This window comes from Duncaniella muricolitica (genome assembly GCF_910574735.1).
GTDB lineage: Bacteria > Bacteroidota > Bacteroidia > Bacteroidales > Muribaculaceae > Duncaniella > Duncaniella muricolitica.
This window is the reverse complement of sequence record NZ_CAJTCF010000008.1, coordinates 1-16,160: the sequence shown is the minus strand read 5'-3', so window position 1 is coordinate 16,160 and position 16,160 is coordinate 1. Positions and strand designations below refer to the sequence as shown.

The 16,160-nt window shown below is 52.9% G+C and carries 14 protein-coding genes and 1 pseudogene; 6 read left to right on the top strand and 9 right to left on the bottom strand.

Annotated features, from left to right (window positions below; genetic code table 11):
• Nucleotides 1–86 precede the first annotated feature (86 nt).
• Nucleotides 87–1,763, top strand: a complete 1,677-nt coding sequence (locus QGT73_RS02995; RefSeq protein WP_280121366.1) for an OmpP1/FadL family transporter — start codon at nucleotides 87–89, stop codon at nucleotides 1,761–1,763.
• Between the two features lie 30 nt (nucleotides 1,764–1,793).
• Nucleotides 1,794–3,854 carry an AAA family ATPase gene (locus QGT73_RS02990; RefSeq protein ID WP_280121365.1) on the top strand — a complete coding sequence of 687 codons (2,061 nt, stop codon included), beginning with the start codon at nucleotides 1,794–1,796 and terminating at the stop codon, nucleotides 3,852–3,854.
• Nucleotides 3,855–3,912: 58 nt separating this feature from the next.
• Here the strand turns inward: QGT73_RS02990 and QGT73_RS02985 are convergent, their stop codons facing one another.
• From QGT73_RS02985 to QGT73_RS02950, 8 genes are all read right to left on the bottom strand, one after another.
• Nucleotides 3,913–4,227, bottom strand: a complete 315-nt coding sequence (locus tag QGT73_RS02985) for a hypothetical protein (RefSeq protein ID WP_280121364.1) — start codon at nucleotides 4,225–4,227, stop codon at nucleotides 3,913–3,915.
• Between the two features lie 35 nt (nucleotides 4,228–4,262).
• Nucleotides 4,263–5,048 (bottom strand): DUF4296 domain-containing protein, encoded by a 786-nt coding sequence (locus QGT73_RS02980; RefSeq protein ID WP_280121363.1) that lies wholly within the window; start codon nucleotides 5,046–5,048, stop codon nucleotides 4,263–4,265.
• Between the two features lie 68 nt (nucleotides 5,049–5,116).
• Entirely contained in the window at nucleotides 5,117–5,755 is a 639-nt protein-coding gene (locus tag QGT73_RS02975) for a lipoprotein signal peptidase (protein WP_280121362.1), read from the bottom strand.
• Nucleotides 5,756–5,757: 2 nt separating this feature from the next.
• Nucleotides 5,758–6,138 carry a TraR/DksA family transcriptional regulator gene (locus QGT73_RS02970; RefSeq protein ID WP_280121361.1) on the bottom strand — a complete coding sequence of 127 codons (381 nt, stop codon included), beginning with the start codon at nucleotides 6,136–6,138 and terminating at the stop codon, nucleotides 5,758–5,760.
• A 54-nt stretch (nucleotides 6,139–6,192) separates the two neighbouring features.
• Entirely contained in the window at nucleotides 6,193–9,621 is a 3,429-nt protein-coding gene (gene ileS, locus QGT73_RS02965) for an isoleucine--tRNA ligase (protein WP_280121360.1), read from the bottom strand.
• Between the two features lie 144 nt (nucleotides 9,622–9,765).
• Nucleotides 9,766–11,061 (bottom strand): M64 family metallopeptidase, encoded by a 1,296-nt coding sequence (locus QGT73_RS02960; RefSeq protein ID WP_280121359.1) that lies wholly within the window; start codon nucleotides 11,059–11,061, stop codon nucleotides 9,766–9,768.
• A 91-nt stretch (nucleotides 11,062–11,152) separates the two neighbouring features.
• A complete protein-coding gene (locus QGT73_RS02955) occupies nucleotides 11,153–11,695 on the bottom strand; it encodes a 30S ribosomal protein S16 (RefSeq protein ID WP_280121358.1) in 543 nt (180 codons plus the stop codon).
• Between the two features lie 86 nt (nucleotides 11,696–11,781).
• Complete coding sequence (locus tag QGT73_RS02950) at nucleotides 11,782–12,450, bottom strand: porin family protein (RefSeq protein ID WP_280121357.1); 669 nt, start codon at nucleotides 12,448–12,450, stop codon at nucleotides 11,782–11,784.
• A 252-nt stretch (nucleotides 12,451–12,702) separates the two neighbouring features.
• Here QGT73_RS02950 and menB point away from each other — a divergent pair, with 252 nt between their 5' ends.
• Genes menB through QGT73_RS02930 form a run of 4 tightly spaced genes read left to right on the top strand, consistent with a single transcriptional unit; the run spans nucleotide 12,703 to nucleotide 15,921 of the window.
• On the top strand, nucleotides 12,703–13,524 hold the full coding sequence (menB, locus tag QGT73_RS02945) for a 1,4-dihydroxy-2-naphthoyl-CoA synthase (protein ID WP_280121356.1): 822 nt from the start codon (nucleotides 12,703–12,705) through the stop codon (nucleotides 13,522–13,524).
• Entirely contained in the window at nucleotides 13,524–14,555 is a 1,032-nt protein-coding gene (locus tag QGT73_RS02940; protein WP_280121355.1) for an o-succinylbenzoate synthase, read from the top strand. Before menB ends, QGT73_RS02940 begins: the two co-directional genes overlap by 1 nt.
• Nucleotides 14,552–15,511: an AMP-binding protein gene (locus tag QGT73_RS02935; RefSeq protein WP_280121354.1), complete on the top strand. Its 960-nt coding sequence runs from the start codon at nucleotides 14,552–14,554 to the stop codon at nucleotides 15,509–15,511. Before QGT73_RS02940 ends, QGT73_RS02935 begins: the two co-directional genes overlap by 4 nt.
• Nucleotides 15,508–15,921 carry a secondary thiamine-phosphate synthase enzyme YjbQ gene (locus QGT73_RS02930; protein ID WP_280121353.1) on the top strand — a complete coding sequence of 138 codons (414 nt, stop codon included), beginning with the start codon at nucleotides 15,508–15,510 and terminating at the stop codon, nucleotides 15,919–15,921. Before QGT73_RS02935 ends, QGT73_RS02930 begins: the two co-directional genes overlap by 4 nt.
• A 121-nt stretch (nucleotides 15,922–16,042) precedes the next feature.
• On the opposite strand, the pseudogene QGT73_RS02925 reads toward QGT73_RS02930, so the two are convergent.
• A pseudogene (locus QGT73_RS02925) lies at nucleotides 16,043–16,160 on the bottom strand (IS982 family transposase); the annotation flags it as partial.

The window sequence follows — 16,160 nt, the reverse complement described above, 5'->3', positions numbered from 1 at the left end:
TCTTAACTTTTTTATTACTTTTTTAAACCACTCTCACAATCGACTTGTTATTAACATAGCATACTCATCCATTCAACTTGACGTTTATGAACAAGACCCTACTTATAGCTCTCAGCCTCAGCCTCTCGGCAGGGACGATGATGGCCCAGTCGGCAGTCGACGCATACTCTATCTCACGTGGAGGCGACCTGCGCGGCACAGCCCGGTTTATGTCAATGGGCGGAGCGTTCACCGCTCTTGGAGGTGACATCTCCACTCTCAACCAGAATCCCGGCGGTATAGGCCTCTACCGCAGCAGCGACCTTTCGCTCACACTTGACCTCGAACCGCAGTCAATCACATCGAGCAACGGCGGTTCGGACTTAAAAACAAGCCAGACAAAGTTTAACGTCAACAACTTCGGATATATCGGAGCTGTCAATACCGGCAGCGAGACAATGCCATTCTTCAACTGGGGTGTAAGCTACTCGCGCGTGGCTTCGTTTGACCGCCGATATGGCGACATACTCAGCAACATCGGCACATCCTATACCAATATGGTGGCCGACTTTACTTCGCTTGACGGATTCACGCCCGGCACACTGGCTGAAACAAAGGACTATAATCCTTATCTCAGTTCGTCTGCTCCGTGGTCAAGCATCCTGATGTATAACTCTTACGGCATCAATCCGGCATCGGTCGACCCCAACAATACCGAATATGTAGGTCTGTTCAAATACAACGACATGCCGGGAGGCAACAACGGCTCGTCAGGCAACGCCATATATGATATCGAAGAGAAAGGCCACATTGACGAGTATTCAATCAACTTTGGCGGCAATGTCATGAATGTGCTCTATTGGGGCGTTGGTTTCGGCATTACTGACCTCGATTTCAAACAGTATGCCTATTATTCCGAAAATCTCAGCAACGCCAATGTGCCCGACGCCAATGCCGACACATACACCACAGGCAATGCCTCTCCTTTCACTCTGAGCAATTACAAACACATCTGGGGCAGCGGCTTCAACTTCAAGGCCGGCGTCATCGTCAAGCCTATCAATGAGTTGCGTATAGGTGTAGCCATACACACCCCTACCTACTACAATCTTTCATACGAAGGCCAGGGCTTCACCGAATTTTATATGTCTTCGCCCGACTATCAAAACGAGGCTTACGACGGCTCTTACAGCACCGATCTCGCCAACTTTGACTGGAAGCTCCGGTCGCCCTGGCGGTTCATGGTGGGTGCTGCCGGTGTAATCGGCGGACGTGCCATCATCAGTGCCGACTATGAATACCGCGCATATGGCGACATGAAGGTCAAGGACTGGGACGGATATTCTTTCGATGATGTGAACGGTGACATCAAGACCTATTATCAGTCGACCAACATATTGCGTCTCGGTGCTGAATACCGCCTCACTCCCCAGTGGAGCATACGCGCCGGCTACAGCTACGAGTCAAGCCCCGTCAAGAGCGAGATTCTCGACCCCACAGGCAGCCAAGCCAACTATATCTACACCTCAGGCCCCTATGACTACGAGACACAACCGTCATACACTCTGGACCGTTCCACCAATTATATTACCTGCGGACTCGGCTACAGATACAAGAATTTCTATGCCGACATGGCCTATGTATATCGCCACCGCAAGAGTGACTATCATGCCTTCAACGACTACAACGAGTCGATAGGCGACCATCTGCTCGTACAAGCCCCCAAGGCAGAGCTTTCCGACAACAACAGCCAGATAGTACTCACATTAGGATTCCGTTTCTAATCACACTCAGCACCATACCCATTACAATAAATGGCCCGCAAAAAGACCTCCTCACCTCCTTCGCGTCACAACGACACGGAGGAGGTGATTGACCTTGACAATCCCGAGTTTCAGAGAGCTTGGGAATTGTTGCAATATACCAGCCAATCAGTATTTCTGACCGGCAAGGCAGGCACAGGCAAATCGACGTTTCTGCGCTACATCACACGCCATACCCACAAACCATACGTAGTGCTCGCTCCGACCGGCATAGCGGCTGTCAATGCCGGTGGCCAGACACTCCACTCGTTTTTCAGAATACCGTTCAAGCCTATCACGCCCGAAGACCCCGACTTTGACCGCAAATGCCTGGCCGAACGCATGAAATATCCGGCGGTTCTCATCAAACTCATACGTAAACTCGAGCTCATAATCATCGACGAGATTTCGATGGTAAGGGCCGACATAATAGATTTCATCGACAAACTGCTGCGCTTCTACACCCGCAATGAGCGTCAGCCATTCGGAGGCAAGCAACTGTTGCTCGTAGGAGACGTGTTTCAACTCGAGCCGGTGGTGACAGGCGACATGCGCGATATACTGCGCCCCTATTACCGCAACTTCTACTTTTTCGGTGCTCACGCTTTCTCACGTATCAGGATTGTGCCCATCGAACTGCGCAAGGTCTACCGTCAGAACGACCCGGAGTTCATAGCTCTGCTCGACCGCATACGCGCCGGCATCTCCACACCTCAGGACATAGCCCGCCTAAACACCCGCGTGTCCGTCATACCTACCCCCGGCAAGAAGGCGGCCAAAGACTTCTCCATGACACTCGCGGCGAGGCGCGACATGGTCGACCATATCAATGAGGCCCATCTCAACGCCATCAGCAAACCGGCGTTTGAATTTCACGGCATCATCAAGGGTGATTTTCCCGAAAACTCTCTGCCCACCGACCTCGACCTCTCGCTCAAAGAGGGTGCGCAGGTGGTGTTTATCAAAAATGATCCCGACCACCGCTGGGTCAACGGCACAGTAGGACGTGTATCGGCCGTGGCTGCCGATCTGCTTGAAGTAACCCTCGAGTCGGGAGCGACACATCGGCTCAAACAAGAGGTGTGGAACAATATCAAATACACCCTCAACCCCAAGACCAAAAAGATTGACGAGACCGTGCTCGGCAGCTTCACACAATATCCGGTAAAACTGGCCTGGGCACTCACAGTCCACAAGAGCCAGGGACTGACATTCAACAACGCCATCATCGACCTGGGACACGGAGCCTTTGCCGGCGGACAGACCTATGTGGCACTGTCGCGTTGCCGCAGTTTCGAGGGCATGACGCTCGCCTCGACCATAGCCGACCGCGACATCTTTGTCAATCCGTCGGTGACACACTTCGCCCGCTCGTTCAACGACCAGTCGCTCATTGACGACGCCCTCGAGAAAGCCCGTGCCGACAGTTGCTATGACAAAGCCCGCATTCATGCCGACAGGGGCGAACTTGCCGAGGCCTTCGACATGTTAATCGAAGGTATGCGCAGCCGTCCAATACTTGACAATCAATTGCTGATGCGTTTTGCCCGACGTAAACTTTCTGTGGTCACACACATGCGAGAGCGTATTGATCTGCTTGAAGACCGCATCCGGACCGATAGCCTGCGGTTTGCCGACATGGCGTGCGAATACGTGTCGCTAGGTGACGACTGCATGCAGGACGACCTTCCTCTCCCGGCCATAGCCAACTATGACAAGGCTCTGACACTCTCCCCCACCCTTGCGCCTGCACTGCTCGGACGGGCCAAAGCACATATCATGCTTGAGGAGTATGACAAGGCTGTGGCCGATTACAGGACTCTGCTCGAAGAGTCGCCGCTGTCACTTGAAGCCATAATCGAGATGGCTGAATGTTACATGCATCTCAATGACACGCACAACGCGTTCGACCGATGCATGCTCGCTCTTGACATTATCAAAAACGACGACGAGGAGTATCCGCGCCGGCTTCAATATCGCCTGCACACCACTCTTGCCGACATATATGACGACATAGGCGATACCGCCCAGGCCGAGCTACACCGAAAAATAGCCCGACGACTCAGAGGGTAAGGCGATGATGCAAAAAATAAAAAAGAAAGAAATGTATTTATGACACCTCACTTTCATTCTACCCCAAAGGTATGAAATGAATGGTCGTTAGCGGCGGCCGTAGCGATGATTTTATCCTGTCGACGACCGACGGAAGTGTATCGACTGTCAACGACAAGTCGGAAATGCCCGGCATGTCACCAACTACGGCTATGCCGTTATAATCGACGGTCGAATGTATTTCGCCCGTAAACGGCATTACCGAAATATTGTCGGGCATGACAGTCAATGCCATGCCATGCGGCGGCAGTTGCGGTCCGTCATATGATATGACAGCATTTCCACACACTCCATCAGGAGTTATGACCGCATGACATCTTACCGACTGTCGCATAATATTATTTTTAATGGTCTCTTATGCCATTCAGTCTATCGGTTGCGCACAGTCTTCTGGCCTTCACGGGCACGGACATTGTCATTGCGTCCGCGTGTACGCACAAGGGTTATGGAATCGAGATATGACACCTCGCCCGGAGCAGGTGCATAATGAATGGTACCGTAAAGAGTTGAGGCCACCTTGGCCGAGTCAAGCACAAGCAGCAGACGGTTCATACCCTCGGCCGGTCCGGTAAACCACCTGTATTCGGTAGTGCCGTCATTATAATCCACAGCCATGTTGAGAGTCACGGGGCGATGAGTATTGAGGCCCTTGACCGACAGAGTATAGCGGTCGCCACGCTCCCAGTTTTTATCAGTAGAGACATTGAAGGATATAAAATCCGACACAAGCTCGCGTGAATTTCGACGCGATACAAGGCCGGTCCATATATTGACCGAATCGCCGTCGAGACTCGTGCGCCGCGGAGCCTTCTCAGCTTTGCCGCCGGCACGCTCGGCCTCGTCGATACGCGCCTGGAGCATCTCCTCCGTGCGCCGGCTCATCTCCATATATTTCTGGATATTGTGGCCATACCAATAGAGCGAAGTGTCGACCTGCTCGCGCGTCACGCCGTGCTTGGCATAAATCGACTGCAACAACACCTTGCGCAGCGAATCGCCGGCAAATGACTTGGCATCATTTTCGACCACGGCATCCCCCAGATATATGTCCGCCATAAGACTCGCCATACGCTCCTCGGGTATCACATAGCCCGGAGTGCGGCTGCAAGCGGCAAGCACTATCAGGGCCGCGGCTATCAATAGGATGTTACGCATGACTGGTTGACTGAAATGACGGATAGAGACCGGTGATGGATTTCAAAAAATTTATTTACTGTAGTTTTTCAATTGTTGCTTTCGCTCGTCAGTTCTCTCAGAGCCGAAGGTGACAACACGTAGCGGTGATAGAAGATGAGCAACGCCACTATGCCACACGAGATGGCTGCATCGGCCAGATTGAACACCGGCTGAAAAAACAGGAAGTATTCGCCCCCGACAAACGGCACCCACTTGGGCCAGAAGAACGAGAACAGCGGGAAATAGAGCATATCGACCACCTTGCCCATAAATACCGGAGCATAACCGTCCCCCGCAGGGAAGAGCGTAGCCACCTCGGGCGGATAAGGATTGTCAAATATCAGACCGTAAAACACACAGTCAAATATATTGCCCGCTGCCCCGGCAGTTATCAGGGCAAGACACACAAGATAACCCGCCGGCACTCTGGCGATACGGTAAATCTTGCAGATGTACCATATGAGGGCCGACACGGCCACTATGCGAAACAGTGTAAGCGCGAGCTTGCTCCCGATGGTCATGCCGAAAGCCATGCCGTTGTTTTCGATAAACAGCAGATGAAACCACGAGAGAATGGGCATATCCTCGCCCAGATAGAAGGAGGTTTTGACCCACACCTTCAATATCTGGTCGAGGATTACCGTAATGACAATTATTATAGCAACTAAAGTGCCTCTTGAACGCATAATTATTTTTTCTGCATATTCTTTGCCTCGACACTGCGAGTGGCATGCGGCACAGCGCGGAGACGCTCCTTGGGGATAAGTTCGCCGGTCTCGCAACATACACCATACGTCTTGTTCTCGATGCGTATAAGCGCGTTCTGCAGATGCTGTATGAATTTAAGCTGACGCGTGGCAAGCTGGCCGGCCTCCTCTTTGGAGAGGGTTGTCGCCCCCTCTTCAAGCACCTTGAATGTGGGCGAAGTGTCGGCTATGTCGTTGCCGTCGGTGTTGTTGATGTTGGCGCGGAGGGAGTCATACTCCTTCTGAGCCTTGGTGAGTTTTTCAAGGATCAGGGCTTTAAATTCCTGAAGCTCCTCATCACTGTAACGCTTCTTCTCGCTCATAGTGGATGTGTATTAGGCAGTGGAAATGTTGATTCTGTTCGTAATGTTAACGTTTTATTTGTTTAACGAAATTTTAACGTAAATGTTCACGTCATCTATATCAAGTTGACTCACGCCCTCGGCTTCAGGGTCGACAGTGGCGATGTCGAGCGAGTTGGCAAGCACCTGACGCGAGATGTAGTCGGCATGTTCGCGTATGGCCTCATCGGTAGCCTCTGACGATGAGAATACGAGGCTGATGCGGTCGGTGACCTCAAAGCCGCTCTGCTTGCGGATGTTCTGCACACGGTTGACAATCTCGCGTGCTATACCCTCGCGCTTAAGCTCGGGAGTAACGGTGACATCGAGCGCGATAGTCACGGGGCCGTTGTTGGCCACAAGCCATCCGGGGATATCCTCCGAGATTATATCCACGTCACAGGCATCGACACGAGTCTCGACACCGTTGATCGAAAGATTGATATATCCGTCGGCTTCGAGAGCGGCCACTCCGGCGTGATCAAGGTTCTTGATGGCCTCGGCCACGGCCTTCATGTTCTTGCCATGCTTCGGGCCGAGCTTCTTGAAGTCGGGACGCGCGCTCTTGACGATGATATTCTCGTCGCCCGACACTATCTTGAGGTCCTTGACATTGATTTCATCCTTGACCAGACCCGAGATGGCCTCGAGCATCGAACGCATGTCGGCATCGAGAGCGGGCACCATAAGGGTGCTCAGCGGCTGACGCACCTTGATGTTGACTTTGCGTCGGAGGGCAAGTGACATCGACACAATGTCCTGGGCCAGACGCTGACGCTTCTCAAGCTCGGGAGCGGAAAGCGAGACGTCGACAGCGGGGAACGAGGCGAGGTGGACCGACACGTCCGATCCGGTCAGCGCGCGATAGAGCTCGTCGGCATAGAACGGAGCGAAGGGTGCTATGAGGCGCGACACTGTCTCGAGACAGTGATAGAGTGTCTGATAGGCTGCGGTGTCACCATTCCAGAAACGTTTGCGGTTGAGACGCACATACCAGTTGGAGAGCGAGTCGACAAACTCCGAGACAGCACGTGCCGCACGGGTGGGCTCGTAATCGTCGAGTGCCTCGGTGACGTCACCCACGAGGGTGTTGAGCAGCGAGAGCACCCAGCGGTCTATCTCGGGACGCTCGCTCACGGGGATAGCCTGAGCCGAGGGGTCGAAGCCGTCGAGGTTGGCATAGAGAGCGAAGAATCCGTATGTATTATATAATGTGGAGAAGAACTTGCGCGAAGTCTCGGCCACACCGTTCTCGTCATATTTGAGGTTATCCCATGGCGAGGAGTTGGAAATCATGTACCAGCGCACCGGGTCGGCTCCGAACTTCTCTATCTGACCGAAGGGGTCGACAGCGTTACCCAGACGCTTTGACATCTTGTTGCCAAACTTATCGAGCACAAGACCGTTTGACACAACGGCCTTGTAGGCCACCGAGTCAAATAGCATGCCGGCGATGGCGTGGAGCGTAAAGAACCATCCGCGGGTCTGGTCGACACCCTCGGCGATGAAATCGGCAGGATATACCTCGCGGTTGTCAAACGCCTCCTTGTTTTCAAACGGATAGTGTATCTGTGCATAAGGCATGGAGCCGGAGTCAAACCACACGTCGATGAGGTCTTTCTCGCGATACATCGGTTTTCCGGTGGACGAGAGCAAAATGATGTCATCGACATAGGGACGATGGAGGTCTATGCGGTCATAATTCTCCTTGGAGTAATCACCGGGTACAAATCCGGCCTTGCGATAGAGATTCTCCTTCATGAGTCCGGCCTCGACGGCACGGTCCATCTCGGCGCAAAGCTGCTCGACCGATGATATGCACAGCTCTTCCGAGCCATCCTCGGTGCGCCATATGGGGAGCGGAGTGCCCCAGTAACGGCTGCGAGAGAGATTCCAGTCCTGAAGATTCTCAAGCCACTTGCCAAATCGGCCCGAACCGGTCGACGCGGGCTTCCAGTTGATACCCTCGTTGAGCTCCATCAGACGCTCGCGCACGGCTGTGGTCTTGATAAACCAACTGTCGAGCGGATAGTAGAGCACCGGCTTGTCGGTGCGCCAGCAGTGGGGATAGTTGTGGGTGTGCTTCTCTATCTTAAACACCTTGTCGGTGGCCTTGAGCTCCATGCATATCTTCACGTCGAGAGTCTCGGCGTCGGGAGCGGCATCGGGGTCGTAGGCATTCTTGACATACTGTCCCTGCCAGGGTGTGTAGGCCTCGACATCAACCATCTCCTCGACAAACTTGGGGTCGAGGTCGCTGAGCAGATAGAAACGTCCCGACATGTCGACCATCGGACGGATGTTGCCGTCGCGGTCTATGAGATGGAGCGGCGGCACACCGCTCTGCTTTGACACACGAAGGTCGTCGGCACCGAATGTGCCGGCTATATGTACGATGCCCGTACCGTCGTCGGTCGTTACATAGTCACCGGGGATGACGCGAAACGCACCCTCGCCCGGATTGACCCACGGGAGGAGCTGCTCATAGTCGATGCCCACGAGGTCAAGACCCTTGACCTGTGCGGCCACTTCATAGGGCACGAGCTTGTCGCCCTTGACATAGCCGTCCATGGGGAGCGATGTGGCCTTGGGATTGAAAAGCGAGGCCATGAGGGCGTCGGCCACCACTACCGTGATAGGTTTGCCCGAATAGGGATTGTAGGTGCGTACGATATTATACTGTATCTCCGGACCCACGGCAAGCGCGGTGTTGGAGGGAAGTGTCCATGGAGTTGTGGTCCAGGCCAGGAAGTAGGGTGTGCCCCACTTGAAAAGGATTTCTCGATAGGGTGACAGAGCGGGCGAATCATTGTCGACCACCTTAAACTGAGCCACACACGTGGTGTCCTTTACATCGCGGTAACATCCGGGCTGGTTGAGCTCGTGAGAACTCAGACCTGTGCCGGCTGCGGGCGAATAGGGCTGGATGGTGTAGCCTTTGTAGAGATAACCTTTCTTGTAAAGCTCGCCGAGAAGCCACCACACGGTCTCGATGTAGCGGTTGTCATAGGTGATATAGGCGTTGGGCATGTCCACCCAGTAGCCCATACGCGAAGTAAGGTCTTCCCACTCGCCCGTAAACTTCATCACCTCACGACGACAAGCGGCGTTATATTCGTCGACCGAAATCTTCTTGCCTATATCCTCCTTGGTTATGCCGAGGTTTTTCTCCACTCCAAGTTCTACGGGCAGACCGTGGGTGTCCCAGCCGGCTTTGCGCTTGACCTGGAAGCCCTGCATGGTCTTGTAACGGCAGAAAATGTCCTTGATGGTACGTGCAAGCACATGGTGGATGCCGGGACGGCCGTTGGCTGAGGGCGGACCCTCGAAAAACACAAACGAGGGACATCCCTCACGCTCCGACATGGTGCGGTGAAACACATTTTCGTCGCTCCACATTCCGAGCACACAATTGTTGATTTCGGGCAGATTCAGCCCTGAATATTCTTTAAATCTCTTGGCCATGATGAGATGAATTTACTTAAAAGGTTAAACCCTCCACATAAAGGGTGCTAAAAAGCACCGCAAAATTAGCAAAATTCTGTGGTAAAAACTACTACCAAGACTAAAAACTATACGTTTTTCAATCCGAAAGTTTACTGACACATACTACTTGACATAGAAATCGATGAGGCGGTCGATGGCGCGGGTACAGGCGGGACAGAAGGTCGGGGCTGTGTTGGTGCGCATGCGGCAGTCGTCGGCGGGACGGTAGACTCCCTTGAACTGATAGCCGCCCCCTTCATACACTCCGACCGGATATCGGGCGGCATCCGCCACAGGCGTGGGCACAGGTGTGGACGGTGCGAGCAAATCCTGCCATTTTGACGCGAAGTCGGTGAGAGTGGTGAGATTGGGTTCCCATGGCTCGACTCCTGCAATGTATATGGGGTCTGACATATCGTCGCCCTCGTAAAAATACTCATCGCCGAGCCCTCCGAAGCTGTGACCGAACTCATGGACCACAACCGGCTTGAAATTAGAATGTCCGGCCGTGGTGAGAGTGTAGAAATTATAGATGCCTCCGCCGCCATATTCATTTGTGTTGGCAAGAATCACGACATGCTCGTAGGGTATGCCGGCAAGGGCATCGTGTATGCGTCTGACATTGCCTGTGGTCAGATAGCGGTCGGCATAAAATGTGCTGAAATTGGAGCCTACGGCTGTGGATTTCCACTCGCCGAGACGCGGCACACTCACTCCGCTGTCGGCCGACGGAGCCGCAACGGCCACAAAGTTGAAATCATCGGCCCGCTCACTGAACGGCTCATGTGAGAGTATGGCCTTGACTGCCGTCTCGGCATCCCTGTAAAACTTCTCGGCCTCGGCTGCGGTATAACCCTCGGCAAGAATAGCCACGTCTATGGCGCGCGACGGCTCACCACCTTTATGTATATAGCGGTGAGGGTTGGAGACGACTCCCGACATGTCGGCGATCAGTATGTCGGACGGCTCGACCGTATGGGTCATGGAGCCCACGACGTTTCCGTCCACGCCCCACAGTTCCACACTGACATTTGCAGCCCTCTTGGGAACAGGCACGAGAAACGTATTCTCAAAAGCCCTGGCCGTGCGCGTGGCTTCGGGCGTGGAATACCATTCCTGAAACAGAGTGGAGAACGATGTCACATAGAGCGTATCAGCCGTCACGGCGTCGGTCATGACGATGCGTCCGTTGCCTCGAAGCGGCATAGCCGAAAGGTTGTGGCGGCGTCCGGCCCAGCCTTGGCTCCGGCTCGCGCGGTCAAGCAGCAAAGTACAACCGGCATCCGGCCCGGCTTTGCCTCCGAATATGTAGTCGAGCCGCAGGGTGGAGTCGGCAAAATGTTTATCGAAATCCTGTGAATGCAGCGGCATTGTAGTCAAGGCCATTGCAATTGAGAAGAAGAGTGTGGTCGGTCTCATGATATTGATGTTGTAAAAAAACATCAAGGATGGGCGGCATGATATATGCAGTCCATCCTCGAGATTTTGTTTGAAATGTAAGCTGTAAGGCTTATTCTGCGGCGGGAGCCTCTGCCTCGGCGGGAGCTTCCTCAGCGTTAGCAGCAGCCTCTGCCTCAGCGGCGGCGGCAGCGAGTTCTGCCTTCTTCTTGGCTACTTCCTCGGCCTTAGCCTGGTTCTTGGCCTGCTCAGCCTCAAGACGAGCCTTTGCGTCAAGCTCCTTCTTATCGGCGAGAGTTGCGCGGAACTTGTCGGCCACCTGCTGTTTCTGAGCCTTCCAGGCCTCGAAACGACGCTGTGCCTCAACTTCGTCAAATGCGCCTTTCTTCACGCCACCCTGAAGATGCTTCATCAGGAGGACGCCCTCGTTGGAGAGGATAGTACGAACGGTGTCAGTAGGCTGTGCACCGACGTTAACCCAATACAAAGCACGCTCGAAGTTCAAAGTTACTGTAGCAGGATTAGTGTTCGGATTATAAGAACCTATCCTTTCAATAAATTTACCATCTCGTGGTGCCCTGCTATCGGCGATAACAATTGGATAGAACGCATAGTTCTTACGACCATGACGTTGCAGTCTGATTTTTGTTGCCATTAAAGTGATTTGTATTAGAATTCGGGCGCAAAGTTACAACTTTTCCCCGGCACGTGCAAATTACGGCTGATGTTTTTTCAAAAATTTCAGAAATTATATCCCAGAGAGAATGTCACTCTGTTTTCATGAAATTTCACGGATGAATCATTATACATGTTACACAAGCCAAATGAGCCTGACACACCGAAATAGAAGTGGTCATAAGCCAATCCTACTCCCGCGCCCCAAAGCACATCCACACGATTCATATCACCGTCATCACCATAGATACTGTTTGACATATCGATATTTTTCCCGCTGATGTGCTCCTTGCCGGAAAAGCCCACTTCAAGTTCGGGGCCGGTAAACAGATGCAGACGCACATCCCGAGTGAAATCAAAGTGATAACCGGCCATAACAGGGACACGCATACCGAACTTGCGGACTGAGACTCCATCCAGTACAATATCGTCCTGAAACAAATCCACCCAGTCTTTATTGACCGAATATGTATTATAATACAATTTCAGGCCCGGCTCAACGTAAAAATTGGCCACAACGGGGATATTATATATTCCTCCAAACTCGACACCGCCGCCATTATTGAAAAATTTGATTCCGACAGGGCCCCCTGTTATTTTACCGGGGCAAGTGACTTCTCCACCCACACGGATACCGAAATAAGCCCGATTGGCAGGATTGTCAACCAGATAACTTTGAGCACTCGCACTTACCACACCAAGTGCGACCAATGCCGATAATAAGAATCGTTTCATGACTTTTTTAAGTTTATTATCTTAAATTGCCTATAGACATCACAAATCTACCTATTATTTCAAGGCCAAACAAATGCGACACGAAAAATTGCATAATTTTACCTACATTATGACCATTATTTCACAACAATCACATTAGCATCATGAGATACATGCTCCATTTCGACATACAGCCGAAATATTATTGGCATGATGTCACGACATACTTCATTTTTGTGTAATTTTGCATGTCACAATCATAACACATCACTTATGAAAAGAGTATGGACCAAGATAAAGGAGTATGACGACATACTTTTTGAACGTTATGGCAAGATAGCCAAAATCACCATCAACCGTCCGGAGGTGTACAATGCCTTCCGCCCCCACACCAACTTCGAGATGCTCGACGCCATGGCCTATTGCCGTGAGGCGAGCGACATAGGCGTGATAATTCTCACCGGCGCAGGCGACAAGGCCTTCTGCTCGGGCGGTGACCAGAAAGTAAAGGGCATCGGCGGATATATCGACGACAACGGTGTGCCTCGCCTCAATGTGCTCGACCTCCACAAAGCCATACGTTCCATACCCAAACCGGTGATAGCCATGGTCAACGGCTATGCCATAGGCGGCGGCCACGTGCTTCATGTGGTGTGTGACCTGACCATAGCCTCTGACAACGCCCGCTTCGGACAGACCGGCCCCAAGGTAGGAAGTTTTGACGCCGGTTTCGGTTCGAGCTATCTTGCCCGCTGCGTGGGTCAGAAGAAAGCCCGCGAGATATGGTTTCTCTGCCGTCAATACACGGCCAAGGAAGCCGAAGAGATGGGAATGGTCAACAAGGTGGTGCCCTTTGACCGCCTCGAGGATGAGACTGTGGAATGGTGCGAGACAATACTCAGCCGTTCTCCGATGGCTATACGCATGATCAAACGGGCTCTCAACGCCGAACTTGACGGCCAGCGCGGCATGATGGAGTTTGCCGGCGATGCCACTCTCATGTATTACCTCATGGCCGAGGCTCAGGAGGGCAAAAACGCATTTCTTGAGAAACGTACCCCCGACTTTGACCAGTTCCCGAAATTTCCCGGCTGATGAAAGCCTCGTGGCATAAACATCGGCTCGACTTCCGCTTCACCGCCATCACCTCGCGCGACAGTCTCACATTCAAGGACACCTATTATATAAAGGTGTGGGACGAGCAGTCGCCCGAGGTGACGGGCATCGGTGAGGCCGGACTGTTTCGCGGCCTCAGTTATGACGACCGCCCTGATTATGAAAGCATGCTGACCCGTGTATGCTCCGATATAGACCTGTACACCTCATCAACCGACGGCCTGGCCGAATATCCCTCCATACGCTTCGGAGTGGAGACCGCCCTGCGTGACCTTGCCGGAGGCGGTGTGCATCGGCTGTTTGACACACCGTGGAGCAATGGCCGGGGGGCTATTACGATAAACGGCCTGATATGGATGGGCGACCGCGAGACGATGCGTAGCCGCATCGAGACAAAACTTGCCGAGGGATTCGGATGCATAAAGGTAAAAATCGGAGGCATCGACTTCGGCCAGGAACTGGAACTGCTCGCCTATCTGCGTTCGCTCGCGCCCGACATAGAGATACGGCTCGATGCCAACGGGGCTTTCAGGCCCGACGAAGCTCTCGGCCGGCTCGACCGGCTCGCCAAGATAGGCATCCACTCCATCGAGCAGCCTGTACGTCAGGGCCAATGGGATGAGATGGCGCGCATATGTGCCGACAGTCCGATAGCCATAGCTCTTGACGAGGAGCTGATAGGTATTAACGACAATGACTCGCGACGCCGCATGCTCGACTCGGTGAAGCCCGATTATATAATACTCAAACCGACTCTTACCGGAGGGTTCGAGGCTTCGGACGCCTGGATCGACCTGGCCGCCGAACGCGGCATCGGATGGTGGGCTACATCGGCCCTTGAGTCAAATATCGGCCTCAATGCCATAGCCCAATGGGTGTCGGCCCATGACACTGTAATGCCCCAGGGACTGGGTACGGGACAACTGTATCACAACAACATAGCGTCACCCCTCGTTCTCTCGGGCGACAGGCTGCGATATGACACAGAGAAAGACTGGGGAAAGATATGATAACATCCGACAGCATACTCACTACCGCAGCGAGAGAGTTTATTGCCCAATGGTATGACGACAGTCAATACATTAAGGCTCACACCTCAGGCTCGACAGGCGCGCCTAAAGAGATAGACCTTGACAAGAACGACATGAGGGCATCAGCTCGAGCCACCATAGAGTTTTTCGGCCTGAATGCCGGTTCGACACTCCTGCTCCCGCTTTCGCCTGACTATATAGCGGGCAAAATGCAGATTGTACGGGCCATCGAGGCGGGATGCCGGCTTATAACCGAACCGCCATCCTCCCGGCCCTTTTCAGCATATGACGGCGCGTGCACGCTCATCCCCGTTGTGCCGTCACAACTCGAAGGACTGTTGGACTCGCCTTTTGTCAGCAGGGCTGAAAACATCATCATAGGCGGCGCGCCTCTCTCTCCCGGCCAAGAGCGTAGCCTGACGTCTGCCGGACTCAACGCCTATGCCACCTATGGCATGACAGAGACATGTAGCCATGTGGCACTCAGACGCATAGGGCATGACACTTACCGCGGATTGCCGGGATTTGACTTCTCGACCGACAGCCGCGGATGTCTTGTAATCGACAGCTCGACCCTGTCGTTCGGACGGCTGATCACCAATGACATGGTGAGCCTTTCCGGCACAAATGAATTTGAATGGCTCGGACGATATGACAATGTGATAAACTCGGGCGGAGTGAAAATTCATCCCGAGGAGATAGAACGAGTCATGGCTCCGATACTCCCTGTCGGAGCGACAGCCTATGTGACCTCGCGCGCCAGCGAGCGTTGGGGCCGGGAGGCTGTGATAGTGACCGACAGCCGCGAGGTGACAGCCGAATTGCTCGTCAGACTCAAGGATTTGCTGCCGCAACACCACGCTCCGCACGACATCATCTATCTCGACCACATACCGCTCACTTCTTCAGGAAAAATAATAAGACAACGGATATGATACAGCAAACCGAAATCACTCTGCGCCCCTATGGTCGCGGCATACATATGGTAGGCGGCGAAATCATGAGGGCGTTACCCAAACTCCCCTCCAAGGGCATACTCAATCTGCTCATAAAACATACGTCAGCCGCCCTTGCCATCAACGAGAATGCCGACCCGGATGTAAGGGCTGACCTCGAGACTATCTTTGACAGGCTTGTGCCTGAAAACGCGCCCTATTATCTTCACACTTTTGAAGGCTCGGACGACATGCCGGCCCACGCCAAGTCGATAATCGCCGGTGTTTCGCTTACAATCCCCATCACCGACGGACGTCTCAACTTAGGCACATGGCAGGGTATATATCTATGTGAGTTTCGCAACCACGGTGGCCCGCGCCATATCGTAGCGACAGTTCTTGGGGAGTGAGGTTTAAGTATAGAGTATAAAGGTTAAAGTTTATGCATAGATCAAATGACCATTCAACTTTAAACGCCCTTAAACTCTATACTTTAAACTCTATACTTTAACGTGAGTTCGATATAAGCAATCAGAACAAAGTTAGCTGGTTATCTGTCACAAACTCCAAAGAGATAGACGGTTTCTTTGGGAAAAAGCAGTAAGCAGCGATAGCACTCAAGGCATTGGTGATAAAATTAGCGAAAGAC

What these genes read in the sequence shown, in the direction of transcription:
- ileS (WP_280121360.1), bottom strand. Translation starts at nt 9,621, where the DNA reads ATGGCCAAGAGATTTAAAGAATATTCAGGGCTGAATCTGCCCGAAATC.
- QGT73_RS02995 (WP_280121366.1), top strand. Translation starts at nt 87, where the DNA reads ATGAACAAGACCCTACTTATAGCTCTCAGCCTCAGCCTCTCGGCAGGG.
- menB (WP_280121356.1), top strand. Translation starts at nt 12,703, where the DNA reads ATGAAAAGAGTATGGACCAAGATAAAGGAGTATGACGACATACTTTTT.
- QGT73_RS02950 (WP_280121357.1), bottom strand. Translation starts at nt 12,450, where the DNA reads ATGAAACGATTCTTATTATCGGCATTGGTCGCACTTGGTGTGGTAAGT.
- QGT73_RS02960 (WP_280121359.1), bottom strand. Translation starts at nt 11,061, where the DNA reads ATGAGACCGACCACACTCTTCTTCTCAATTGCAATGGCCTTGACTACA.
- QGT73_RS02930 (WP_280121353.1), top strand. Translation starts at nt 15,508, where the DNA reads ATGATACAGCAAACCGAAATCACTCTGCGCCCCTATGGTCGCGGCATA.
- QGT73_RS02970 (WP_280121361.1), bottom strand. Translation starts at nt 6,138, where the DNA reads ATGAGCGAGAAGAAGCGTTACAGTGATGAGGAGCTTCAGGAATTTAAA.
- QGT73_RS02955 (WP_280121358.1), bottom strand. Translation starts at nt 11,695, where the DNA reads ATGGCAACAAAAATCAGACTGCAACGTCATGGTCGTAAGAACTATGCG.
- QGT73_RS02980 (WP_280121363.1), bottom strand. Translation starts at nt 5,048, where the DNA reads ATGCGTAACATCCTATTGATAGCCGCGGCCCTGATAGTGCTTGCCGCT.
- QGT73_RS02940 (WP_280121355.1), top strand. Translation starts at nt 13,524, where the DNA reads ATGAAAGCCTCGTGGCATAAACATCGGCTCGACTTCCGCTTCACCGCC.
- QGT73_RS02975 (WP_280121362.1), bottom strand. Translation starts at nt 5,755, where the DNA reads ATGCGTTCAAGAGGCACTTTAGTTGCTATAATAATTGTCATTACGGTA.
- QGT73_RS02985 (WP_280121364.1), bottom strand. Translation starts at nt 4,227, where the DNA reads ATGCGACAGTCGGTAAGATGTCATGCGGTCATAACTCCTGATGGAGTG.
- QGT73_RS02990 (WP_280121365.1), top strand. Translation starts at nt 1,794, where the DNA reads ATGGCCCGCAAAAAGACCTCCTCACCTCCTTCGCGTCACAACGACACG.
- QGT73_RS02935 (WP_280121354.1), top strand. Translation starts at nt 14,552, where the DNA reads ATGATAACATCCGACAGCATACTCACTACCGCAGCGAGAGAGTTTATT.